This window comes from Streptomyces sp. NPDC111516, from assembly GCF_055635345.1.
Genome location: NZ_JBVKBV010000020.1, coordinates 79,275 through 102,408 on the forward strand (window position 1 = coordinate 79,275; position 23,134 = coordinate 102,408).

19 protein-coding genes, 1 tRNA gene and 1 riboswitch are annotated in these 23,134 nt (G+C 69.7%); of the genes, 6 read left to right on the plus strand and 14 right to left on the minus strand.

Going from position 1 to position 23,134, the window contains the following annotated elements; all coding sequences use genetic code 11:
* Positions 1 to 34: 34 nt before the first annotated feature.
* The 3 genes from ACZ7L9_RS29235 (at position 35) to ACZ7L9_RS29245 (ending at position 4,010) form a co-directional block, all read left to right on the plus strand.
* On the plus strand, positions 35 to 1,141 hold the full coding sequence (locus ACZ7L9_RS29235; RefSeq protein WP_471419889.1) for an SGNH/GDSL hydrolase family protein: 1,107 nt from the start codon (positions 35 to 37) through the stop codon (positions 1,139 to 1,141).
* A gap of 130 nt (positions 1,142 to 1,271) precedes the next feature.
* Positions 1,272 to 2,492, plus strand: a complete 1,221-nt coding sequence (locus tag ACZ7L9_RS29240; protein ID WP_471419795.1) for an acetyl-CoA C-acetyltransferase — start codon at positions 1,272 to 1,274, stop codon at positions 2,490 to 2,492.
* Between the two features lie 687 nt (positions 2,493 to 3,179).
* Complete coding sequence (locus tag ACZ7L9_RS29245) at positions 3,180 to 4,010, plus strand: hypothetical protein (protein ID WP_471419890.1); 831 nt, start codon at positions 3,180 to 3,182, stop codon at positions 4,008 to 4,010.
* 80 nt (positions 4,011 to 4,090) lie between these two features.
* Here the strand turns inward: ACZ7L9_RS29245 and ACZ7L9_RS29250 are convergent, their stop codons facing one another.
* On the minus strand, positions 4,091 to 4,408 hold the full coding sequence (locus ACZ7L9_RS29250) for a hypothetical protein (protein WP_383979803.1): 318 nt from the start codon (positions 4,406 to 4,408) through the stop codon (positions 4,091 to 4,093).
* Positions 4,409 to 4,508: 100 nt separating this feature from the next.
* Here ACZ7L9_RS29250 and ACZ7L9_RS29255 point away from each other — a divergent pair, with 100 nt between their 5' ends.
* Positions 4,509 to 4,736, plus strand: coding sequence for a DUF4287 domain-containing protein (locus ACZ7L9_RS29255; protein ID WP_471419797.1), 228 nt, complete (start codon positions 4,509 to 4,511; stop codon positions 4,734 to 4,736).
* Positions 4,737 to 4,825: 89 nt separating this feature from the next.
* On the opposite strand, the gene ACZ7L9_RS29260 is transcribed toward ACZ7L9_RS29255, so the two are convergent.
* A complete protein-coding gene (locus ACZ7L9_RS29260; protein WP_471419799.1) occupies positions 4,826 to 5,713 on the minus strand; it encodes a Bax inhibitor-1/YccA family protein in 888 nt (295 codons plus the stop codon).
* 465 nt (positions 5,714 to 6,178) lie between these two features.
* A tRNA-Leu gene (locus ACZ7L9_RS29265) sits at positions 6,179 to 6,264 on the minus strand.
* Between the two features lie 482 nt (positions 6,265 to 6,746).
* On the opposite strand from ACZ7L9_RS29265, the gene ACZ7L9_RS29270 reads away from it, so the two are divergent.
* Positions 6,747 to 7,517 (plus strand): ABC transporter ATP-binding protein, encoded by a 771-nt coding sequence (locus tag ACZ7L9_RS29270; RefSeq protein ID WP_471419802.1) that lies wholly within the window; start codon positions 6,747 to 6,749, stop codon positions 7,515 to 7,517.
* Between the two features lie 58 nt (positions 7,518 to 7,575).
* Positions 7,576 to 10,104, plus strand: coding sequence for an ABC transporter permease (locus ACZ7L9_RS29275; RefSeq protein WP_471419803.1), 2,529 nt, complete (start codon positions 7,576 to 7,578; stop codon positions 10,102 to 10,104).
* An 88-nt stretch (positions 10,105 to 10,192) separates the two neighbouring features.
* Here ACZ7L9_RS29275 and ACZ7L9_RS29280 read toward each other — a convergent pair whose 3' ends face one another.
* From ACZ7L9_RS29280 to ACZ7L9_RS29330, 11 genes are all read right to left on the minus strand, one after another.
* Positions 10,193 to 11,497, minus strand: coding sequence for a class I SAM-dependent methyltransferase (locus ACZ7L9_RS29280; protein ID WP_471419805.1), 1,305 nt, complete (start codon positions 11,495 to 11,497; stop codon positions 10,193 to 10,195).
* A 295-nt stretch (positions 11,498 to 11,792) separates the two neighbouring features.
* Positions 11,793 to 13,178 (minus strand): NAD(P)/FAD-dependent oxidoreductase, encoded by a 1,386-nt coding sequence (locus ACZ7L9_RS29285; RefSeq protein WP_471419807.1) that lies wholly within the window; start codon positions 13,176 to 13,178, stop codon positions 11,793 to 11,795.
* Between the two features lie 671 nt (positions 13,179 to 13,849).
* The gene (locus ACZ7L9_RS29290; protein WP_471419810.1) at positions 13,850 to 14,791 is read right to left on the minus strand and encodes a Ppx/GppA phosphatase family protein; all 942 of its coding nucleotides are present in this window, start codon (positions 14,789 to 14,791) and stop codon (positions 13,850 to 13,852) included.
* A 99-nt stretch (positions 14,792 to 14,890) separates the two neighbouring features.
* Entirely contained in the window at positions 14,891 to 15,424 is a 534-nt protein-coding gene (locus ACZ7L9_RS29295) for a DUF501 domain-containing protein (protein ID WP_471419811.1), read from the minus strand.
* A gap of 69 nt (positions 15,425 to 15,493) precedes the next feature.
* The gene (locus ACZ7L9_RS29300) at positions 15,494 to 15,964 is read right to left on the minus strand and encodes an FtsB family cell division protein (RefSeq protein ID WP_471419813.1); all 471 of its coding nucleotides are present in this window, start codon (positions 15,962 to 15,964) and stop codon (positions 15,494 to 15,496) included.
* A gap of 216 nt (positions 15,965 to 16,180) precedes the next feature.
* A complete protein-coding gene (eno, locus tag ACZ7L9_RS29305) occupies positions 16,181 to 17,470 on the minus strand; it encodes a phosphopyruvate hydratase (protein ID WP_406381940.1) in 1,290 nt (429 codons plus the stop codon).
* Between the two features lie 303 nt (positions 17,471 to 17,773).
* Positions 17,774 to 18,502, minus strand: coding sequence for a transglycosylase family protein (locus tag ACZ7L9_RS29310; RefSeq protein ID WP_471419816.1), 729 nt, complete (start codon positions 18,500 to 18,502; stop codon positions 17,774 to 17,776).
* A gap of 3 nt (positions 18,503 to 18,505) precedes the next feature.
* Positions 18,506 to 18,677, minus strand: a riboswitch (cyclic di-AMP (ydaO/yuaA leader).
* A gap of 300 nt (positions 18,678 to 18,977) precedes the next feature.
* Entirely contained in the window at positions 18,978 to 19,943 is a 966-nt protein-coding gene (locus tag ACZ7L9_RS29315) for a transglycosylase family protein (RefSeq protein ID WP_471419818.1), read from the minus strand.
* Positions 19,944 to 20,048: 105 nt separating this feature from the next.
* Positions 20,049 to 21,338, minus strand: a complete 1,290-nt coding sequence (locus ACZ7L9_RS29320; RefSeq protein WP_471419819.1) for a cytochrome P450 family protein — start codon at positions 21,336 to 21,338, stop codon at positions 20,049 to 20,051.
* Positions 21,339 to 21,347: 9 nt separating this feature from the next.
* On the minus strand, positions 21,348 to 22,322 hold the full coding sequence (locus tag ACZ7L9_RS29325; protein WP_471419821.1) for a nucleoside triphosphate pyrophosphohydrolase: 975 nt from the start codon (positions 22,320 to 22,322) through the stop codon (positions 21,348 to 21,350).
* Between the two features lie 57 nt (positions 22,323 to 22,379).
* Positions 22,380 to 23,036 carry a SurA N-terminal domain-containing protein gene (locus ACZ7L9_RS29330; RefSeq protein WP_471419823.1) on the minus strand — a complete coding sequence of 219 codons (657 nt, stop codon included), beginning with the start codon at positions 23,034 to 23,036 and terminating at the stop codon, positions 22,380 to 22,382.
* Positions 23,037 to 23,134: the final 98 nt, after the last annotated feature.

Sequence of the window (23,134 nt, forward strand, 5' to 3'; positions counted from 1 at the left end):
CGAGGAGGTGGACCGGACTGTGTCGAGGGCAAGGGTGGCACGGCGGATCGCGGCGGGTGCGGCCTACGGCGGCGGCAGCATCGGGCTGCTCGGCGCGGCGGCGGTGGGCGTACTGCTGGCGGAGGTCCAGCTGGCGAAACGGCACGTGGGCGGCGGTATCGCACCGGTTCCGCCGAGCGCGGACGGGCGGTACGGGGTGGCGTTCGCCGCCCCGGCCGAGCCGTTGCGGCTGGGATTGCTGGGTGACTCGACGGCGGCCGGACAGGGGGTGCGCCGGGCCGGGCAGACGCCGGGGGCGCTGCTCGCCTCGGGGCTGGCGGCGGTGTCCGAGCGGCCGGTGGATCTGCGCAATGTGGCGCAGCCGGGTGCCCGGTCGGACGACCTGGAAAGGCAGGTCTCGCTGCTGCTCGCCGATCCGTCCCATACGCCCGACGTCTGCGTGATCATGATCGGGGCGAACGATGTCACGCACCGGATGCCCGCCACCCAGTCCGTGCGCTGTCTGACCACCGCGGTGCGCAGGCTGCGTACGGCGGGCGCGGAGGTGGTGGTCGGCACGTGCCCGGATCTCGGCACGATCGAGCCGGTCTACCAGCCGCTGCGCTGGCTGGCCCGGCGGGTGAGCCGGCAGCTGGCGGCGGCCCAGACGATCGGCTCGGTGGAGCAGGGCGGGCGCACGGTGTCGCTGGGCGACCTGCTGGGGCCGGAGTTCGAGGCGAATCCGCGGGAGCTGTTCGGGCCGGACAACTACCACCCGTCGGCGGAGGGGTACGCCACTGCGGCAATGGCGGTCCTGCCCACGCTCTGTGCGGTACTGGGGCTGTGGCCGGAGTCCGACCGGCTGGACGGGGCCCGGCGCGAGGACATGCTGCCGGTGGCCGAGGCGGCCTCCCAGGCGGCCAGGGAGGCCGGTACGGAGGTCACGGCGGCCCGGGCGCCCTGGGCGCTCCTCAAGCACCGCAGGCGGCGGCGCCTGCCCGCGGCCACGGAGCCTCAGCCGCACCCGGAGACGGAACCTGCGACGCTCTCCGAACCGTACGGGGAGCCGCACGCGGAGCCGCACCCGGAGCCGCGCCAGGAGCCGCCCGAGGAACCGCACGGCGGGCCGCACGGGGAGTCGCGCAACCTCCCCGCCAATTGACCGGCTGAGCGGTCGCTTAGAAAAGAGGTCGGCGTCACATGCGCTGTCCGGTGACCCGGCAGCTACGTACAGGTAGCTTCCAAGTCAGCACCTGCCAGAACCCGCCTTCCAGCCCTCATGGAGCCGCGTGATGCCCGAAGCCGTGATCGTCTCTGCTGCCCGTTCCCCCATCGGCCGGGCCTTCAAGGGTTCGCTGAAGGATCTGCGTGCGGACGACCTGACCGCCACGATCATCCAGACCGCACTGGCCAAGGTTCCCGAGCTGGACCCGAAGGACATCGACGACCTGATGCTCGGCTGCGGCCTCCCCGGCGGCGAGCAGGGCAACAACCTGGGCCGCATCATCGCCGTACAGATGGGAATGGACCACCTTCCCGGCTGTACGGTCACCCGCTACTGCTCGTCCTCCCTCCAGACCAGCCGGATGGCGCTGCACGCCATCAAGGCCGGCGAGGGCGACGTCTTCATCTCGGCCGGTGTCGAGATGGTGTCCCGTTTCGTGAAGGGCAACTCCGACAGCCTGCCGGACACGCACAACCCGCTGTTCGCCGACGCCGAGGCCCGCACCGCGGCCCGCGCCGAGCAGGAGGGCGCCGACTGGCACGACCCGCGCGAGGACGGTCTCGCCCCGGACGCGTACATCGCGATGGGGCAGACCGCGGAGAACCTGGCCCGGTTCAAGGGCGTCACCCGCCAGGACATGGACGAATTCGGCGTCCGCTCGCAGAACCTCGCCGAGGAAGCCATCAAGAACGGCTTCTGGGAGCGTGAGATCACCCCGGTCACCACCCCGGAAGGCACGGTCGTCTCGAAGGACGACGGCCCGCGCGCGGGCGTCACCCTGGAGGGCGTGCAGGGCCTGAAGCCGGTCTTCCGCCCGGACGGCCTGGTCACCGCGGGCAACTGCTGCCCGCTCAACGACGGCGCCGCCGCACTCGTGATCATGTCCGACACCAAGGCGCGCGAGCTGGGCCTGACGCCGCTGGCCCGGATCGTCTCGACCGGTGTCTCCGGCCTCTCCCCCGAGATCATGGGGTACGGACCGGTGGAGGCCAGCAAGCAGGCGCTGAAGCGGGCCGGGCTGACCATCGACGACATCGACCTGGCCGAGATCAACGAGGCGTTCGCCGCCCAGGTGATCCCCTCCTACCGCGACCTCGGCCTGCCGCTGGAGAAGGTGAACGTCAACGGTGGCGCCATCGCCGTCGGCCACCCCTTCGGCATGACCGGAGCCCGGATCACCGGCACGCTGATCAACAGCCTGCAGTTCCACGACAAGCAGTTCGGCCTGGAGACCATGTGCGTGGGCGGCGGCCAGGGCATGGCGATGGTCATCGAGCGGCTGAGCTGAGCTGGAGCGGAGGATTGGCAACTGCTCGCCAAGGAGGGCGCCCGAGGTCGATCTAACTCGATCGTGTGATGGTCGGCTTCCGGGCTTGCGAGGTGCTGGGGCGGCCAGGGTAACGTCGCCGTGCGATCTGGGACGCCGGGTGCGGTGCCAGCGTGCGGGGCCCCTGCTCCACCAGCGTGATGGTTCAGGGCCTCCCCGTCGCCTCTGGCCGCACCCACATGGCCAGGTCGTGAGGGACTCCGCCCGCCCAGTTCGGACCACGGACAGGATCCGTGTCGCCGATCGGGATGCGAAAGCGGACGACCAGTGCGCCCAAGACCGTTCGGGGCGTGCCAGTGCGCGGACTCACCCCCGCTCACTGCTCAGGAACGGTAGGGGTCGCCTGAGGTACCGACGGTGAGCCGATCGACGCCCGGAACCACTGAGCTGGCCTCTTCCGCCAGCGACATTGCCGGTTCCGAGCCCCCGCCGTGACCGAATCTCCCCCAGGATGTGACCTATGTCCTGGGGGAGAGTCATTCCCGCAGGTCACACCAGCACCAGGGTTAAACACCGGGCCCAAAGACCTGTCCAATTCGTGACGTAATGCACTGACACCAGGCACAGGTAGAGGACAAGCTGAGGTAGGAAGTCGGGGGATCGATTGAAACCGGGAGTATGTCAGTGAGCGCCATGCCTCTTGCCCTGTTGCTGACCACCGCCGCTGCCACGGTCGTGGGCGTCGCCGCTCTGTACGCTGCTCACGGGCTGCGCAAGCAGATCACCGCCCTTCGTACGGAACTGGCAACGACCCGCGTCGGCGGCGCCGCCGTGCCCGCGCAGAGCCGCAACGAAGCCACCCCGGCCGACGAGATACGCGCGGCCGTCGCCGAAGCGCTCGCCGAGGAGCGGGAGCGCGAGCTCGCCGAGGCCCGTGCCTTCTGGGCCACCCAGGAAGCGCGCGATGCCGCCGACGCCCCGTCCCTGCTGGGCGGTCTGACCGGGATCGGCGAGGAGGCACCGTTCTTCCTGCCGCGCCAGGCCGACTTCGCGGGTCTGGAGGCGATGGACTTCGACGCCACCGAGGCGCTCGAAGAGCTGACGGAACTGGTCGAGCTGGCGGACGTGACCGAGCTGCCCGAGACGGCGGATTTCGCCGAGGACTCCCCCGAGCTGGCCGCGGCCCGTCGCCGCCACCCTTCGCACCCCGACTTCGTACCCGTGCAGACCCCGGTCGTCACCGATCACGAGCGCACCGTGAACCGCCTCGAAGAGCTCGCCGACAGCCGTACGGAACTCGCCGACGTGCGCCCCGGCCCGCTCGGCACCCTCGATGTGTATGTCTTCGCCGACGGCACCACGCTCTGCATGACGCCCGGTCACCGCGAGACGGCCGAGCGCCTGGCCGAGGCGCTGCTCGCGGGTGAGCACCCGGTGCTGCTGGGCGGTTCCGGCGTCTCCGGTGCGTACGCCCTGACCTTCTCCTGCGGCAAGGAGAACGTCTACATCCTCGCCGACCGCGTCATCGCCTCGTTCTAGCCCCGCGTTCCAGCCCCCGCGGCATCCGGGCGGAGCGGCTCTCCCGCCGGCCACCGCCCCCGCGTCACCGCCCGCCGCCGCTACGCGAACGCCCGCGCAGCCGCCTCCGTCACGAATTGCACGGCCTCGTCCAGCTCGGCCGACGGGGCCGTTTCCAGTGCCACCGCCAAGTCACGCCCCGCTACGGCGAGTTGGTCGCCGATCGCGAAGATCCCGGCGTCCGGCATGATCCGCGGCTCCCGGTCCGGCGCCTCGATGCGCTGGGCGCGCAGCGCCAATTCCCTGGCCGTGGCCAGACCTTCGGCAGCCGCTCCGCGCTGCAGACGGCTCTGCGGGGCGGCACGCAGCCGGTCGGCGAATCGGTCCACGGCGGTGATCAGCGGGGTCGTATCGAGCACTCCGCGACCCTACGCGCCCTCCCTGGATGGTTGCCAACGGGCCGATGCTCGGGCACGGTGTCGGGAAGGACCAGCAACGCGCAATGCGTCGGAGGCGCCGATGTCCCAAGTCTTCTCCGAAGAGACCCATCGCAATCTGCTCTCCCGAATCCCCCGCTGCACCGGTCGTGAAGTCTCCGACTGGCTCCGCACCGTCGAGGAAGGCCCCGCTCTCCGCTTCGAGGAGAAGGTCAGCTGGCTGCGGAGCGAACACGGCCTCGCCTATGGACACGCGAAGGCGCTCATTCACGAGTACGACCTCAGAAGGGCCGCGCGCAAGCTGCTCTAGGCAAGTGAGCGGGAAACGGAGCGGCCCGCAGGCACATGTGCCTGCGGGCCGCTCCGTTTCCCGCTCCGTTCCCGGCGCGGGGCCGCGCGTCAGTCGTCGCCGCTGAGGATGGAGAGCAGACGCAGCATCTCCAGGTAGATCCAGACCAGGGTCATGGTCAGGCCGAAGGCCGCCAGCCAGGACTCCTCGCGGGGGGCGCCGTAGGCGATGCCGTCCTCGACCTGCTTGAAGTCCAGGGCCAGGAAGCACGCGCCGAGGATGATCCCGATGACGCCGAAGAGGATGCCGAGGCCGCCGCTGCGGAAGCCCAGGCCGTCGCCGCCGCCGAAGACGGCGAACAGCAGGTTGACCACCATCAGGAGCATGAAGCCCATGGCAGCGGCCATCACGAAGCCGTAGAAGCGGCGGGTGACGCGGATCCAGCGCATCTTGTACGCGAGAAGCACACCGGCGAAGACACACATGGTGCCCATCACCGCCTGCATCACGACGCCCGGCCCGATGTACGTACTGACCGCGCTGGAGATCACTCCGAGGAAGACGCCCTCGAAGGCCGCGTACGACACGATCAGCGCCGGGGACGGCCTGCGCTTGAAGGACTGGACGAGCGACAGGACGAACGCCACCAGGGCGGCGCCGATCGCGATGCCGTAGGACTTGCCGAGGTTGGCCGCGTCGACCGGCAGCAGGGCCCAGGCGAACACGGCGCCGAGCACCACGGTGCCCAGCGTGATCGCGGTGCGCGTGACCACGTCGTCGATCGTCATCGCACCGGAGCGCGCCGGTGCCTGCGGAACGCCGTACTGGGTGTCCTGCTGGGCGTAGGGGTTGGTGGCGTACGGGTTGGCGGCGGTGCCCTGCGCATACGGGTTGGCGCCCGCTACGGGGGCCCCGGCCTGCGGCGCCGCGTTGAAGCCCGCATATCCGTTGTCGCGGCTGAAGCCCCGTCGCGAGAAGACCGGGTTGCTGCTCCTCATCTCACTCCTCCATGGCCACCGTGCGCGGCCTTCCCACAAGAGTAATGGGTAGGCAAAAGAATCAGACTAGTGCTTGGGGAGGATCTTTGGGGACCGGATGGGTGACCGTCCTCCCCGCCCGGCGGCCACCCGCTCACGGCCTGTCCGGGTCGGTGGCACGCAGATCGGCCGGCAGTTCGTCCTGGCCGGCCGGCCAGGACCCGGGACGGAATGGTCCTGGCAACCTTGAAGAGCTCCGCCACCCGCGCAAGGGCCAGGGAGTAGTACACGCCGGAGCCCTCCCGGCGCGCGGCGACCCGATTCGCCCGCCGCAACACGGCCGGTTCGCAGAATGCGAGCTGCGCTGCTGATGACGGTTCGTCAATACGGGGCCCCACGGGATCGGCCCCCGCGCCGCGACAACCCCGGTCGGTCGGCAGGGCCGCCGTACGGCACTCTGCCCACTCGGCCGCCGTGCGCGCGAGGTGGTGCCCGGAACCGGACTCGAACCGGTACGCCCCCGAGGGGCAGCGAGGTTTAAGCTCGCCGTGTCTGCATTCCACCATCCGGGCCTGGCGCGCGGCTCCGCGTTGGCACATGACCCTATCCGGGGACTTCCTCCGATCAGCGGATCAGTGGCGCGATGTTGTCTTATTTTATTGACCGTTTGAGGGGTCGTCAGCACTCGCGAGGGGGCATCGTCACATGCCTGGGCGGGGTAGCGCGCGCGGCGGCCGGCAATCCGGATTGACGTAAAGTCGCCGCACCCGGACGGCGCATTCCTCAGGCGTATTCGCCAGGCGCGCGCCAGTGATCGCCAAGGGCGCACCACCCGGTCGGGCGCACGCCCTCAGGGTCGGTGTCATACCGGAGGAGGACGCAGGGGCCCCTCGGTGCGACTCAAGACGGCCCCGGGAACGGGCATGGGGACTGACGAACCGCGGCGGTACGGCGGCGACGATGGAGAGGTTCCCAGGCAACCGGACTTCACCGGTCGCAGCCGAAACGCACCCCGGACGAGACCTCGGCCGGAGCCCCGAATCAGGAGATTCCCGTGACCACCACTTCCACCGCACACCGCGTCACCACGGTGGCTGCCCGCGCCACGGATCTGTCGAAGGTCTATGGAGAGGGCGAGACCAGGGTCACGGCCCTGGACCGGGTCTCCGTGGACTTCCCGCAGGGCGAGTTCACCGCGATCATGGGCCCGTCCGGCTCCGGCAAGTCCACGCTGATGCACTGCGTGGCCGGTCTGGACAGCTTCAGCAGCGGTTCGGTGCGGATCGGTGAGACGGAGCTGGGCTCACTCAAGGACAAGCAGCTCACCCAGCTCCGCAGGGACAAGATCGGCTTCATCTTCCAGGCGTTCAACCTGCTGCCGACCCTGACGGCGCAGGAGAACATCACGCTCCCCATGGACATCGCGGGCCGCAAGCCCGACGCCGAGTGGGTGCGCCGGGTCATCGACATGGTGGGCCTGTCCGACCGGCTGACGCACCGGCCGACCGAACTCTCCGGCGGCCAGCAGCAGCGCGTCGCGGTGGCCCGCGCCCTGGCCTCGCAGCCGGAGATCATCTTCGGTGACGAGCCGACCGGGAACCTGGACTCCCGCTCCGGCGCCGAGGTCCTCGGCTTCCTGCGCAACTCGGTGCGCGAGCTGGGGCAGACCGTGGTGATGGTGACCCACGACCCGGCGGCGGCCTCCTACGCCGACCGGGTCATCTTCCTCGCGGACGGCCGGATCGTCGACCAGATGATGCACCCCACCGCGGACGGGGTCCTCGACCGGATGAAGGCGTTCGACGCCAAGGGCCGCACCAGCTGACGCCCGGTCTTCTCCGCGCCCTCCTCCGGAACCCCTCCCCATCCCAGGACTGACAGACATGTTCCGTACCGCCCTGCGCAATGTGCTCGCGCACAAGGCCAGGCTGCTGATGACCGTGCTCGCCGTGATGCTCGGCGTGGCCTTCGTATCCGGCACCCTGGTCTTCACCGACACCCTCGGCAACGCCTTCCGTAACCAGTCGGCCAAGAGCTACGACGACGTCGCCGTCGCCGTCACCACCTATGCCGACCAGCGCGACGACAAGACGCCCGGTCTCACCGCCGCCACCCTGAAGAAGATGCAGGGCCTGGACGGCGTGGACACCGTCACCGGCCGGGTCTCCGGCTTCGCCGGGGTCGCCGACCCCGACGGCAAGCTGATCGGCAACGGCTGGTCCAACACCGGCTCGAACTTCTTCCCCGGCAAGGACGGCAAGGACTCCGCGTACACCTTCGTCGACGGCAAGGGTCCGGACGCGGCCGACCGGATCGCGCTCGACGAGCACACTGCCAAGAAGGGCGAGTACCACGTCGGCGACCGGGTCCGGGTCGCCACGAACGGGCCGGTGAAGGAGTACACCCTCTCCGGTGTCTTCACCACCGAGGACGGCGCGGTCAACGCGGGCGGCAGCCTGGTCCTCTTCGACACCCCGGTCGCCCAGAAGCTGTACCTCAGGGCCGGTGAGTTCCGCGACGCCACCCTCTCCGCCGCGGCCGGCGCCTCGGACGAGAAGCTGCTCGCCGCGGTGAAGCCGCTGCTTCCCGAGAACGCGGAGGCCAAGACCGGCACGGCCCTCGCCGATGAGCAGGCCAAGCAGATCGAGGACGGTCTCAGCAGCCTCAACACCATGCTGCTCGCCTTCGCGGCGATCGCCCTCTTCGTGGGCATCTTCCTGATCGCCAACACCTTCACCATGCTGGTCGCCCAGCGCACCAAGGAACTGGCGCTGATGCGCGCCGTCGGCGCCTCCCGCCGCCAGGTCAAGCGCTCCGTGCTCCTGGAGGCGGCGGTGGTCGGCGTGATCGCGTCGGTCGTCGGTTTCCTGCTCGGCCTCGGTCTCGCCACCGGGCTGCGCTCCGCGATGAGCCTGATGGGCGGCAAGATCCCGGCCGGTCCGCTGATCATCTCGCCCACCGCGGTCGCCGCCGCGTTCGGCGTCGGTGTGCTGATCACCGTGCTGGCCGCCTGGCTGCCCGCCCGCCGGGCCGCGAAGATCCCGCCGGTTGCCGCCATGAGCAGCGTCCACGCGGTGGCGACCGTCAAGTCCCTGGTACTGCGCAACTCGATCGGTGGCGTGCTCACCCTGCTCGGCGCCGCAGCGATCGTGGGCGGTGCGGCCCAGGCCGGAACCAACGGCCGCTGGCTCGTCGGCCTCGGCGCGTTCCTCGCGCTGATCGGTGTGATCGTGCTCATTCCGCTGCTGTCGCGGCCGGTGATCGCGCTGGTCCGCCCCCTGCTGAAGCGGCTGTTCGGGGTCTCCGGCAAGCTGGCCGCGCAGAACGCGGTCCGCAACCCGCGGCGTACCGGAGCCACCGCCTCGGCGCTGGCGATCGGACTCACCCTGGTCACCGGCATCTCGGTGCTGGGCGTCACTCTCGGCCAGGCGATCGAGCGGGCGACGACGGACAACATCAAGGCCGACTACATGGTCTCGATGGCGAGCGGCAGCCCGCTCGACGAGTCGGCGCTCACCGCCCTGGCGAAGGCCCCCGGTGTCACCGCGGTCTCCCCCCAGCAGGCCGCCTCCATAACGGTCAAGGGCGACTACCAGTCGGTCTCCGGGGTCACGCCGGGCGACGTCCAGAAGGTCTTCGCCGTGAACACGGTCTCCGGTTCGCTGGACTCGCTGGGCAAGGGCGAGATCGCCGTCGGCGACAAGACCGCGAAGTCGAACGGCTGGAAGACCGGCGACACCCTGCCGGTGACGTACGAGGACGACAAGAAGGGCACCCTGAAGGTCGGCGCGGTCTACGAGGAGAACGAGTTCCTCTCACCGGTCCTGATGCCCAAGAACATCGTGGACGCGCACCAGAGCCGCCCGGAGATCCGCGAGATCTGGCTGAAGACGGACGGCGGCGCGTCGAAGGCCAATGAGCAGGCCCTGATCGACGCCCTGGGAGACAACCCGGCGATGTCCGTCATGGACCAGAAGGACATCAGGGAGACGTTCGGCGGCTTCATCAACCAGGCCCTGAACATCATGTACGGACTGCTGGCGATGGCTCTGATCATCGCGGTGCTCGGAGTCGTCAACACGCTGGCCATGTCGGTCTTCGAACGCCAGCAGGAGATCGGCATGCTGCGGGCGATCGGCCTGGACCGGCGCCGGGTCAAGCGCATGATCCGGCTGGAGGCCGTGGTCATCTCGCTCTTCGGCGCGGTGGTCGGCGTCGCGCTCGGTACGTTCCTCGGCTGGGCGATCGGGCAGACCCTGAAGTCCGATATCCCGGACTACGCCCTCGTCATCCCGTGGGACCGGATCGGAATCTTCCTGGTGCTCGCCGCACTGGTCGGCGTGCTGGCCTCGCTCTGGCCGGCCCGCAGCGCCGCGAAGCTGAACATGCTGACGGCGATCAAGACCGAGTAGCGGCGTCCCGGCGAGCCGGGACGGTACGGCCGGGGGCCGGTACGCGCAGTGCGGAGCTGCGCGTACCGGCCCCCGGCCCGTCCCGGTGTCAGCCGGTCGCCGACGCCCCCCAGGCGCGGGCCCTCAGCGGCATGCGGGAGGCCCCGCCCTGCGCCGGGCGCACCACGAGGATCTGGTTGACACCGATCTTGTTGTGCTCGAAGGACAGGGCGGAGGCGGCCATGTAGAGGCGCCATACCCTGGCCCGTCCGGGCGAGGTCATCCGGACCGCTCGGTCCCAGTGCTTCTCCAGGTTGGCGACCCAGCTGCGCAGGGTCAGTGCGTAGTGTTCGCGGATCGACTCGACGTCACGGGCCTCGAAGCCGGCTTCTTCGAGGGTGGTCACGGTCCGGCCCACCGGGGCCAGTTCGCCGTCCGGGAAGACGTAGGCGTCGATGAACTCGTCCACGTGGTACGCGGACTCGTCCTTCTCGGGGCGGCGGGCGATCTGGTGGTTGAGCAGCCGGCCGCCGGGCTCGAGGAGTGCGTAGAGGTCGTCCGCGTACTCGCGGAAGCGGACCGAGCCGACGTGTTCCGCCATGCCGATGGACGAGATGGCGTCGTACGGGCCGTCCCTTACGTCCCGGTAGTCCTGGACCCGGATCTCGATCCGGTCGGTCAGGCCCTCGTCCGCGATGCGCTTCCTGGCGTAGGCGGCCTGTTCGACGGAGAGGGTCACTCCGGTGACCCGGGCGCCGTACTCGCGGGCCGCGTGGAGGGCCATGGAGCCCCAGCCGCAGCCGACGTCGAGGAGCCGGTCGCCCTCCTTCAGCGCGAGCTTGCGGCAGACCAGGTCGAGCTTGTCGCGTTGGGCGTCCTCAAGGCTTCCGTCGTCCTCCCAGTAGGCGCAGGAGTAGACCATGGAGGGGCCGAGGACCAGTTCGTAGAAGTCATTGCCCACGTCGTAGTGGTGACTGATGGCCTCCTTGTCGCGCCGCTTGGTGTGGAGGGTGCCGGTGCGGCGCCGTACCTCCTCGGGCGGCGGGGTCGGCGGGAGCCAGGGGCCGCCGAGCTGCAACAGCCCTCCGGCGAAGGCCCGCACCTTCGGGTCGCGGACCGGGTGGACGCTGTCCTTGGCCTCCGCGCCACGGTCCCAGATCAGCGAGGCCATCAGGTCCAGGGCCTCGTACAGATCGCCTTCGATATCGAGTTCGCCCGCCACCCATGCGCGGGCCAGGCCCAGTTCACCCGGCTTCCAGAGCAGCCTGCGCAGCGCGCGGCGGTTCCGGACGACGAGGACGGGGGCACCGGGCGGTCCTGATTCGCTGCCGTCCCAGGCCCTGATACGGACCGGCAGCTTCTCTCCCAGCAACTCCTCGGCGAGAGCGGTCAGCCGCAATGCGGCGTCTGCCATGGCGCACACCTCCGTGATGGTGTTCCCAATGTGCCCAAACATGCCCAAACATGCCTGCAACCACGCCGAGTACTCACGACGCCACGGCGAGGTACATCCCCGTCAACAGTCTGCGGAGCGCGCGCCATCCCGCTACCGGGCAACGGAAAGCAAAATACCTGTACTGCGCACTTATCCCTGGGTCGCTTCGGCCGGGGGCGTGGATACGCCGAAGGGGCCGCCCGCACCACGGATGGCGGACGGCCCCTTCGGGCGTTGTGCACGTACTGCGCGGGCGAGTGGGCCCGCGAGTGGGCTAGGAGGCCTTGGCCTTCTCGCCCACGGCCTTGGCGGCGGCCGGTGCCGGGGCCGGCTTGGCGGCCTCGTAGAACTCCTCGCGCGGCGTCTCCATGGCGCCGAGCGAGACGACCTCACGCTTGAGGAACATACCGAGGGTCCAGTCGGCGAAGATCCGGATCTTACGGTTCCAGGTCGGCATCGCCATGCCGTGGTAGCCACGGTGCATGTACCAGGCGAGACGTCCCTTGAGCTTGATCTTCATCTTGCCCATGACGATCATCGCGACGCCCTTGTGCAGCCCCAGACCGGCGACCGCACCCTTGTTGGCGTGGCTGTACTCCTTCTGCGGGAAGCCGCGCATCCCGGAGATGACGTTGTCGCCGAGGACCTTGGCCTGACGCAGCGCGTGCTGGGCGTTCGGCGGGCACCAGGCGTTCGGGTTGCCGGCCCGGCGGCCGACCATGTCCGGGACCTGGGCGTTGTCGCCCGCGGCCCAGATGTAGTCGGTGCCCTGCACCTGGAGCTTCTCGGAGGTGTCCACGTGACCGCGCGGACCGAGCGGCAGACCGAAACGGGCCAGCGCCGGGTTCGGCTTCACACCGGCCGTCCACACGATCGTGTTGGAGTCGACCTCCAGGCCGTTCTTCAGCACGACATGACCGTCGACGCAGGAGTCCATGGAGGTCGAGAGGAAGACCTCGACACCACGGGACTCAAGGTGCTCCCGGCCCCAGGTGCCCAGCTTCGGGCCGACCTCGGGAAGGATCTTGTCGGCGGCGTCGACGAGGATGAAGCGCATGTCCTCGCGCTTCACGTTCGTGTAGTACTTCGCCGCGTCGCGGGCCATGTCCTCGACCTCGCCGATGGTCTCCGCACCGGCGAACCCGCCGCCCACGAAGACGAACGTCAACGCCCTGCGGCGGACGTCCTCATCGGTCGTCGAGTCGGCCTTGTCCAGCTGCTCGAGGACGTGGTTGCGCAGGCCGATGGCCTCCTCGATGCCCTTCATGCCGATGCCCTGCTCGGCGAGGCCGGGGATCGGGAAGGTGCGGGAGACCGCGCCCATCGCGATGACCAGGTAGTCGAAGGGCAGCTCGTAGGCCTCGCCGACGAGCGGCGCGACCGTGGCGACCTTACGGTCCTGATCGATGGTCGTGACGCGACCGGTGAGAACCTCGGCCTTCGGCAGTACGCGTCGCAGCGGGACGACGACATGCCGAGGCGAGATGCTGCCGGCGGCGGCTTCGGGGAGGAAGGGCTGGTAGGTCATGTACGACCGGGGGTCGACGACCGTGACGGTCGCCTCGCCGTAGCGCATCTTCTTCAGGATGCGCCGAGCTGCGTACAGGCCTACGTACCCACCGCCTACTACGAGGATCCTGGGACGCTCCGTGGTGCTCATGCCATCGAGTATCCACCCCCCTCGGGGGGCGGCCTCGTGAGCCCCTTCACAAGGTCTCCCCCACCCTCTGCTACACTTCGCCGCCCACGTGACCGAGGTCATGGCCCCGGAGGGGAACCACGGCGTGGCGGCGAACGTTGCCCACCGCCTGTGAGCTGGCCCTTGAGCCTCCGGACCGGGTGAACCACCGCCCCTGTCCACACGCCGGCAACGTGCCCGGAACAATCCCGTACCGGCACGGAACGACCCCGCGAGCGGCCCTGGATGCCTGTACGGACCAGAACTGCCCTCCACGGGGCCGAATTCCTTGTGAAGAAGTTCACGAACTTCGTCGCGACGTGTCTCGCGGAGCCCCCCTCGGGTGGCCCACACCAGCTCAGAGGTGCAGGCCGGAATGCGCATGAGCGCCGTTTCGGCACCCTGCGGGAGGCCGGTGTGCACGGCCGCTCACGGTCGCCGCGCGGGCAGGCCCTGGGGCCTTTCGTTTGGATCAGGCCGGATCAGGGAGCGGGGTCCGGTGCCGTGCATCGCAAGGCGGAGGAAGGAGCCATGGCGGAGCCAATGGGGTCTCCCCTGCTCGAGCGGAGCCGAGCGCTTGGGGAAGGCTGACGACAACGCGGCGAGGTGCGGTGCCGGGGCACGCGAGCCCGGCATGATCCAAACGAGAGACCCTACGCGACCGACCAGCCGATTCCGTCGAGGATGTCGTGCTCGCTGACGACGACTTCACGGGCCCCGGTCCGCTTCATCACGGCGAGCAGGATCAGCGCCCCGGAGGTGATCACGTCGACCCGCCCCGGATGCATCGCGCCGATCGCGGCACGCTCGGCGTGAGTGGAGGCGAGGAGGCGTCCGGTGATCTCATGGACCTGGTCGAGGGAGATCCGGGAGTGGTGGATCGCCTCGGAGTCGTACGCGTCGAGCCCCAGGGCGATCGCCGCGACCGTGGTGACCGTCCCGGCCAGGCCGACGAGGGTGGCGGCCCCGGTGAGCGGGACGCTCTCCTCGGCGAGGTCGAGGGCCGCGTCGATGTCGGCGCGGATCGCGGTGATCTCATCGAGGGTCGGCGGATCGCTCACGACGCCGTCGTGCACGAGGTGCCGCTCGGTCATCCGGACGCACCCTATGTCCACGGAGCGCGCGGCCCGCACATGGTCGTCGCCGACGACGAACTCGGTGGAGCCGCCGCCGATGTCCACGACGAGATACGGCTTCTCGAAGTGGTCGCGGCCCGCCAGCTCCTTGGTGGCGCCGATGAAGGAGAACTCCGCCTCCTCGTCACCACTGATCACCTCGGGCTCGACGCCCAGGATGTCCAGCACACCGCGGACGAACTCGTCCCTGTTCTCCGCGTCGCGGGAGGCGGAGGTGGCGACGAAGCGGATCTTCCGCGCGCCGTGCTCCTTGATCACCTCGGCGTACCGGCGGCAGGCGGCGAAGGTCCGCTCGAGGGCCTCGGGCGCGAGCCGGCCGGTGCGGTCGACGCCCTGCCCGAGGCGGACGATCTCCATCCGCCGGTCGAGCTCGACGAGCTCACCGGTGGACGGGTCCGCATCGGCGACGAGCAGACGGATGGAGTTGGTACCGCAGTCGATGGCGGCCACGCGGGTCATGGGTGCTCCTAGAAATTCAGGCCCCTCCGCCCCCGTTCGAGCCCCTCCGGCGATTGAGGAGCGGGGGTCCGGGGGCGAAGCCCCCGGAGGGGGGAACGGTCAGTCCTCGTCCGGCACGCCGCACGGCGAAACGCACGGCCCCTTGCGCCACCACTCCGGCAGCATCGCGATCGCCTCGTCGCCCAGCGGGTTCACCCCGGGCCCCGCGGCCAGCGAATGCCCGACCAGCACGTGCAGGCACTTCACCCGGTCCGGCATGCCCCCCGCACTCGGGAAGCCCTCCAGCACCTCGATGGCGTCGCGCCGGGCGATGTAGTCCTCGTGCGCGGCCCGGTACGCGGCGGCCAGCTCGGGGTCCGTACCCAGGCGCTCGGTCATCTCCTTCATGACGCCGTTCGCCTCCAGCGTGCCGATCGCGGACGCGGCGCGCGGGCACGTCAGGTAGTACGTCGTCGGGAACGGCGTACCGTCCTCCAGCCGGGGCTGCGTCTCGACCACGTCCGGGTTGCCGCACGGGCAGCGGTGCGCGATCGCGCGCAGCCCGCGTGGCGGGCGGCCCAGCTGCTGCTGGAACGCGGCGATGTCCGCCTCGGTGGGGGCGGTGGACTCGGTCTGCGGAGGGGGGGTTTCCATGCCTGCCTAGGTTCTGATCGGGCTGCTCGAACTGCGGTTCTGCAGAGGGATGAAGGAGAACGAGGAGAGTCAGTCGCGGTCGGCGCTGTCGACGCCGTCCCAGAGGTTGGAGTGCCACGGCCGGTCGGAATCATCCGTCTCGCCGTTGCGCTCCTTGACCGCGTCGGGGTCGATCACCGTATAACCGGTCTCCCCGGGAAAAAGGTAGTGCAGGTGCTTGCGGGCCAGCTGCCTGACGTACGCGTCGTCCTGGAGGCGCGCCTTTTCGTCGCGCAGCTCCTCGGTGCGGGCGCCGGCCTCCTGCGCCAGGCGCTCCTGGTCGGCGATCTCGTCCCGCTGCGAGACGTACTGCCGCATCGGGTACGCGAGCGCCACCACCAGGGAGCAGACGACGAGAGCGAGGAAGGCCGCCCGGCCGGTGAGCCGGGAGCGGCGGGCCTGACGGCGGTTCTGCGACCGGTAGACACGGGCGGCGGTCTGCTCGCCGAGCAGCCGCAGCCGGGTCGCGGTGGAGAACCGGTCCCGGTCCTTCGCGGCCATGTCTCCGCCTCCCCATTACGCACGTCCGTCCCCGCACACGGTACGGGACCGAGTGCGGGGACGGACGGAAGCCGATTCCTTCGGCCGAAGGGGCCGGTGCTCAGCCCTTGCTGTGCCTACTGGTTCGCAGAGCGGCTGTGCCTACCAGCTTGCAGAGCGGCTGTGCCTACTGGTTCGCAGAGCCGCTGTGCCTACTGGTTCGCAGAGCGGCTGTGCCTACTGGTTCGCAGAGCGAAACCGGGGGAACGCCGAGCGGCCCGCGTACACCGCGGCGTCGTCGAGGATCTCCTCGATGCGCAGCAGCTGGTTGTACTTGGCGACGCGGTCCGAGCGGGCCGGGGCGCCGGTCTTGATCTGGCCGCAGTTCACCGCGACGGCGAGGTCCGCGATGGTGACGTCCTCGGTCTCGCCGGAGCGGTGGGACATCATGCACTTGAAGCCGTTGCGCTGGGCGAGCTCGACGGCGTCCAGGGTCTCGGTCAGCGAACCGATCTGGTTGACCTTGACGAGCAGGGCGTTGGCGGAGCCCTCCTCGATGCCGCGGGCCAGGCGCTCCGGGTTGGTGACGAAGAGGTCGTCGCCGACGATCTGCACCTTGGCGCCGAGCCTGTCGGTGATGACCTTCCAGCCGGCCCAGTCGTCCTCGTACAGCGGGTCCTCGATGGAGACCAGCGGGTAGGCGGAGACGAGCTCCTCGTAGTACTCCGTCATCTCGGCGGCCGAGCGGGACTTGCCCTCGAACTCGTACGTGCCGTCCTTGTAGAACTCGGACGCGGCGACGTCGAGCGCGAGCGCGATGTCCTTGCCCGGGACGTAGCCGGCTTCCTTGATGGCCTCGACGATGAGGTCGAGGGCGGCGCGGTTCGACTCCAGGTTCGGCGCGAAGCCGCCCTCGTCGCCGAGACCGGTCGAAAGTCCCTTGGTCTTCAGGACCTTCTTCAGCGTGTGGTAGACCTCGGCACCCCAGCGCAGGGCCTCGGAGAAGGACTCCGCGCCGATCGGGGCGATCATGAACTCCTGGATGTCCACGTTGGAGTCGGCGTGCGACCCGCCGTTGAGGATGTTCATCATCGGAACGGGCAGCAGGTGCGCGTTCGGGCCGCCGAGGTAGCGGAAGAGCGGCAGGTCCGAGGCCTCGGAGGCGGCGTGGGCCACGGCCAGCGAGACGCCGAGGATGGCGTTGGCGCCGAGCGAGCCCTTGTTCTCGGTGGCGTCCAGGTCGAACATCGCCTGGTCGATCAGCCGCTGCTCGGTCGCGTCGTAACCGACGAGCTCCGGGCCGATCTGCTCGATCACGGCGAGGACGGCCTTCTCCACGCCCTTGCCCTGGTAGCGGTTGGGGTCACCGTCGCGAAGCTCAATGGCCTCGAACGCACCGGTGGAGGCGCCGGACGGCACGGCAGCACGGCCCGTGCTGCCGTCGTCGAGGCCAACCTCGACCTCGACCGTGGGGTTCCCCCGGGAGTCGAGGATTTCCCGGGCTACGACGACGTCGATGGACGGCACGAGGCATCTCCTTCTGGGATATGACACTGGTTGTGCAGGGTCACTTTGGCCTTGCGACAAGAGCCTAACCGGCCCGGCCCGATCAGTCGGACGACCGCCCGACCCCTGGGACGAAAAACGACCCAAGGGCGCGCACCGCCGGACAAACCGTCAGAATTTTACTGGTCAGTAACTACAACAGTTGAACGATCACACAGAGGTGAAGCGTCACGCAGGGGTGGCGCGCGACACAGGAAACCCCGGCCCGGCGCATACGGGGGAATGCGCGCCGGGCCGGGGTGCTCGGGGAGGAGAGGTCCTGGACTACTTGGTCAGGTGCAGCTGCTGACCCGGGTAGATCAGGTCCGCGTCCTTGACGATGTCCTTGTTCAGCTCGAACAGCCGCTGCCAGCCGCCCTCGACCTTGTGGTCGGCGGCGATCTTGCTCAGGGAGTCGCCGGAGGCGACCTTGTACTCGCCGTCACCCTTCTTGACCTTCTGGCCGGTCGGGGTGGTGACGGTCTTCTTCGACTCGGCCTGCGGGGCGGCGGAGCGGTCCGAGCGGGTGGCGGCGGGGGCCTCGGTGCGCTCGGCCCGCTTCGGTGCGGCCGGGGCGCTCTGCTGCTTGGTGGCGCCGGAGTTCGAGGAGGAGCCGGTGTCGACGCCCGGGTTCACACCGTCGTTGGTCAGGTTGCCGGCTCCGGCACAGCCCCAGGCGCCCGGACCCTGCATGGCGAGGAGCTTCTCTGCGGTGGCGATCTGCTGGGCCTTGGTGGCCAGGTCGGCACGGGGGGCGTACTGCGTACCGCCGGCGGCGGCCCAGCTGGACTGCGAGAACTGCAGACCGCCGTAGTAGCCATTGCCGGTGTTGATGGACCAGTTACCACCCGACTCGCACTGGGCAACGGCGTCCCAGGTGGCGACGGAGGCGGCGGAGGCGCCGGTCGCACCCATCAGCGGAACGGCCACGGCGGCACCGGCGACACCGGCGAGCGTGGCGACACGGACAGCCTTGGACGGGCGGCGGTGCTTGCCCTTGCTGGAAAGCAGCATGGAACTTCTCCTCACCGACGCCTACGAGGTGAGCTGTCGGGTTCGGGCCAAGTGAGTTGCCCGGTCGCACGTCCTAGCACGCGACTTCACCCCAAGCCGGTCCTGATGCGTCCTTCGACGATCGGGCCCGGCGCCTACCTGGGTCCCCCGCTCCTGCCTACGGCGCTTTACGCGTCTGTTCCCTTCGACCGACGGCAGGATTCGGCGTGACGGTCGACGGGGCCCGCGGTGCGAGCGGTTCCGACCGTAAACATAGGCAACCCCCACTTTCAAAGACGGACACATCAGACAATCAGCCCTTACTTGCATGTGAGGAACCGTCGTTTTCGCAGGTGGGGGGCGATACGACAGGACTCCCCGGGCGCGACACGCCAATTGACACAAAGAGACCCATGTCTCACTTACGCATAAGCGGACATAGGCCTCTGAACTACCCCGATTTTTGGGGCTCTTTTAGCCGATTTTCAGACCGCCCTCACTCGGCCTTCACGCCGAGATCGAGACGCTGGCCGGGGAGGACGAGGTCCGGGTCGGAGCCGACGGCACCTCTGTTGGTCTCATAGAGCGCAGGCCAGCCACCAGGAACTTTCTGTGCGTCAGCAATCGCCCAGAGGTTGTCGCCGGGGCGGACGGTGTACGTGCCATCGGCGGCCGACGCGCCCGCATCGCGTGTGTCACCGTCGCCACGGGAGGCGTGGCGACCCGACTCACGATCGAGGCTGCCGTCCGCGCCCCGACTCCCCTCGGGGGCCGGTGCGCCGCGGTGTTTGCCACCCGTACGGCCGGAGGAATCGGATGAATCTCGCGTATCGGGTAGTTCGGGCGCGTCGGAGGACGGGGCGGCCGACTCGGTGGCCGAACGCTTCGCGGGGGTCCCGGTCCGGCCAGCCGACCCGTGGGCACCGTCCGAGCGCTTCGAACCGCCCGTCCTGTCCGTGGCGCCCGAGGCCCTGTCCGACGGCGTGGCGTCATCGGACGGGGACGCCGACGCGCCGTCAGCCGGCTTCGTGCTCCGCGTCGGCTCGGAGGAGGGCGCGACCCCGGGATCGACGCCTGGCAGCGTCCCGTCCTCCGCGAGGCCGGAGATGACCGCGCAGCTGGGCCAGGCCCGCGGACCCTGGTCCTCCAGGACCTTCTCGGCCACGGCTATCTGCTGCGCGCGGCTGGCGAGGTCGGCGCGCTCGGCGTACGCCTCACCGCCGTACGCCTTCCAGGTCTCCTGTGAGAACTGCAGGCCGCCGTAGAAGCCGTTGCCGAGGTCGGCGCTCCACATGCCGCCGCTCTCGCACTCGGCCACCCGGTCCCAGGTCGTGGCGTCGGCCGCGTGCGCGCCGGCCGCGCCGAGCAGTGGGATGGCGATGGCCGATCCCGTCACGCCCGCGGCGACGACGATGGCGGGTGCCTGACGAGGGCGACGGTGTCTGCCGTTCGCGGAGCCCATGGGGATGCCTTCCGTGTGACTGACGAGTGACTGGTGAGTCGAACGGTGAACCTAGCGGGACTCGAACGCGCGTCACAAGTCGATGCAGCGCAGATCACGTGAAAGTCACAGGGTTGACTCAGTGTCACCTTGCGTCGAGGCACACCCCGGCCGGAACTCCACGGGCAGCGTGCGCAGTCCGCGCATGATGAGCCCGCCACGCCACCGCAAATCGGTAGCTTCCACCGCAAGTCGCAGGTCAGGAAGGCGCCTCAGGAGCGTGGCAAGCGCGGTCTGTCCCTCCAGCCGGGCGAGCGGCGCTCCCAGGCAGTAGTGGATGCCGTGCCCGTATCCGAGGTGCTGATTGTCACTCCGTGCGAGGTCGAGCGTGTCGGGGTCCTCGAAGCGTTCCGGGTCGCGGTCGGCGGCGGCGAGGACGACGAGTACGGGGTCGCCGGCCGCGATCTCCTGCCCGCCGAGCGTCAGCGGCTCGGTGGCGAACCGCCAGGTCGCCAGCTCCACCGGACCGTCGTACCGCAGCAGTTCCTCGACCCCGGTCTCCAGCAGCCGGCTCTCCTCCGCGTCGAGGGAGAGTTGCAGCCGCTCGCGCTGTGCGGGGTTGCGCAGCAGGGCGTACACCCCGTTGCCGATGAGATTGACCGTCGTCTCGAATCCGGCGAAGAGGAGGATGAAGGCCATGGCCGCGGCCTCGTTCTCGGTGAGGTGCTCGCCGTGGTCGCTGGCCCGGATCAGCCCCGAGATCAGATCGTCCCCCGGGTTCTCCCTCTTACGGTGGATCAGTTCGGCGAGATAGCCGCGCATCTTCTTCACCGACCTGGCCACCCCGCCGCGCGGGCCGCCGCCGTGCCGGATCATCATGCCCGCCCAGTCCCGGAAGTCGTCCTGGTCCTCGGGCGGGACGCCGAGCAGATCGCAGATCGCGTAGATGGGGAGAGGGAACGCGAAGTCGTGGATGAGGTCCGCCTTCCCCTCCGCGATGAAGCGGTCGATGAGGCGGTCCGTCAGTTCCTGCACGCGCGGGGCGAACTCGGCGACCCGGCGCGGGGTGAACGCCTTGGAGACGAGGCGGCGCAGCCGGGTGTGGTCGGGCGGGTCGATGTTCAGCAGATGCGTCATCAGCTCCGCCTTGCGCTCGCCCGGGATGCCCGTCTTCCCCTTGGCGTGCGCCGGCTCGGCGTGGTGCGCCGGGTTCTTGGAGAGCCGGGTGTCGGCGAGGGCCTGCCGGGCATCCGCGTACCGGGTCACGAGCCAGGCCTCGACGCCGCTGGGCAGTGCGGTGCGGTGCACGGGGCTGTGCTCGCGCAGCCAGGCGTAGGCCGGATACGGGTCGGTGGCGAACTCCCACGTGAAGAGTTCGGGTGCGTCGGGTGGGCGGGCGGCGGGGCTGTGGTTCACCCCCCGACGTTATCCGTTGCCCTCCGCCGCCCGGATGGCGTCCCGGTAGGCGCGGCCCGCAGCCCGTAGTGCGGCCTCGGGGTCGATGCCGTCGCGTTCGGCGCGTACGGCGAGGGCGAGGAGCTCGTAACCGATGCCGCCGCCCGTGGGGAGCGCCACGTCGAGCCCCGCGGTACGGACCCGGCCGGCCAGTTTCGCCGCCAGGGCCAGCCCGGGCTGGCCGAGTGGCACGCCGTCGGTGACCGAGTCGCGCTGCTTCTCGACGGCCTTGGTCCGCAGCCAGTGCGCGTGGACGTCCTCCGGGGTCTCGGCAGTCTCGTCGCCGAAGACGTGCGGGTGGCGGTGGATCAGCTTCTCGACGAGGGTCGCGGCCACGTCGTCGACGGAGAACGGTTCCGACCCGTCCTCAGGGCGGCCGTCCTCCGCGATCCGCGCGTGGAAGACAACCTGGAGCAGTACGTCCCCGAGCTCCTCGCGCAGCTCGTCGCGGTCGCCTTCCTCGATCGCCTCGACGAGTTCGTACGCCTCCTCGATGGCGTACTTGGCGAGGCCCTTGTGGGTCTTCTTCGAGGTCCAGGGGCATTCGATCCGGATCCGGTCCATGACCTGGACCACATCGAGGAGCCTGGCACCCGGCAGATCGTACGAACCGGGCAGCAGCTCCAGGTCCGGCATCTGCACCCGCCCCGAACCGGCCAGCCGGGCGAGCCCGTCGGTCAGCGGCTGATTTCCTTCGCCGCCCGTGAGGACGACGACGCTCCGGCCACCCGCGCAGGCGTCGACGAGTTCCTGCGCGGTGGGCGCGGACCGCTCGACAGCGACGCCCGCCTCACGCAGATACGGCAGCTGCGGATTGTCCTGCTCGGCGCAGAGCACCCGGTCGGCGGCGTGCAGCGCCTGCCAGGCGGGCCAGGACAGGAGCCCGGGCGCGACGCGGTGACTGGCGGTGAGCAGGATGATACGGCCCGGATCTTCAGCGTTCACCGTTCGAATCTACTCCGGTCGGCCCGGTCGCCGTTTCCGCTAGGTGTACGAGAGGCTCTAGGCACCGGACTCGGCGCCCGCGCCGGCGGGCTTGGTGACCTGTTTGATCCAGGGCGCCTTGTAGTTGGCGAGTTGGGTCTGCTTGTCGTCCCAGGCGCCGTAGCGCGGATTGACGTCGACCTTCAGTTCCTTCGACGCCTTGCTGAGCGCATCGCCGACGGCCTTCTGCCCCTCGGGCTGCTGCAGGTCGGCGCCGAGCGCCTGGGCCAGCTTCGTCAGCTGGACCTGCTCCCGCAGGACGGCATCGATCTGGTCGGGGGCCACCCAGCTCTGCTGGAGCATCGCCGTCCGCAGCTGTGCCTCTCCCCCGGACTGGGCTGCCGCCGCCTTCCGCATCTGCTGGATCTCGTCGCGGTTGACGGTCACGCCCGCGTCCCGCGCGGCCCGGTCCAGGACCCGGTCGAAGATCATGCCGTGCAGTTTGGCCCGGCTGAGCTGCCCGGACTTGTCGATGAGCAGCGAGGCGTCCTTCGAGTCGCGCTGGGCCTCCCGTACCGCCGCCACCTGGCCCTGCAGCGTGGACACCTCGATCCGGTCCCCGCCGACGAGGGCCGCGGCGCCCGGGTGGGCCTGGCTGCCGCAGGCGGCCAGGAGTGGGGCTCCGGCCAGCAGGGCGACGGAGACGGTGAGCGCGGTGCGACGGCGGCGGTGCAAAGGAACCTCCCGGGGAGAGTTTGTGCATCAGTGCACAAGACCTTGCGGTGATCGATGTTAGGCAGTGGATGTGGTTGAGGCCACTGGTTCGACCAACG

Coding starts and splice junctions, on each gene's coding strand:
- ACZ7L9_RS29275 (WP_471419803.1), top strand. CDS start 7,576: ATGTTCCGTACCGCCCTGCGCAATGTGCTCGCGCACAAGGCCAGGCTG.
- ACZ7L9_RS29290 (WP_471419810.1), bottom strand. CDS start 14,791: ATGACCCGCGTGGCCGCCATCGACTGCGGTACCAACTCCATCCGTCTG.
- ACZ7L9_RS29315 (WP_471419818.1), bottom strand. CDS start 19,943: ATGGGCTCCGCGAACGGCAGACACCGTCGCCCTCGTCAGGCACCCGCC.
- ACZ7L9_RS29280 (WP_471419805.1), bottom strand. CDS start 11,497: ATGGCAGACGCCGCATTGCGGCTGACCGCTCTCGCCGAGGAGTTGCTG.
- ACZ7L9_RS29285 (WP_471419807.1), bottom strand. CDS start 13,178: ATGAGCACCACGGAGCGTCCCAGGATCCTCGTAGTAGGCGGTGGGTAC.
- ACZ7L9_RS29295 (WP_471419811.1), bottom strand. CDS start 15,424: ATGGAAACCCCCCCTCCGCAGACCGAGTCCACCGCCCCCACCGAGGCG.
- ACZ7L9_RS29300 (WP_471419813.1), bottom strand. CDS start 15,964: ATGGCCGCGAAGGACCGGGACCGGTTCTCCACCGCGACCCGGCTGCGG.
- ACZ7L9_RS29310 (WP_471419816.1), bottom strand. CDS start 18,502: ATGCTGCTTTCCAGCAAGGGCAAGCACCGCCGCCCGTCCAAGGCTGTC.
- ACZ7L9_RS29260 (WP_471419799.1), bottom strand. CDS start 5,713: ATGAGGAGCAGCAACCCGGTCTTCTCGCGACGGGGCTTCAGCCGCGAC.
- ACZ7L9_RS29240 (WP_471419795.1), top strand. CDS start 1,272: ATGCCCGAAGCCGTGATCGTCTCTGCTGCCCGTTCCCCCATCGGCCGG.
- ACZ7L9_RS29255 (WP_471419797.1), top strand. CDS start 4,509: ATGTCCCAAGTCTTCTCCGAAGAGACCCATCGCAATCTGCTCTCCCGA.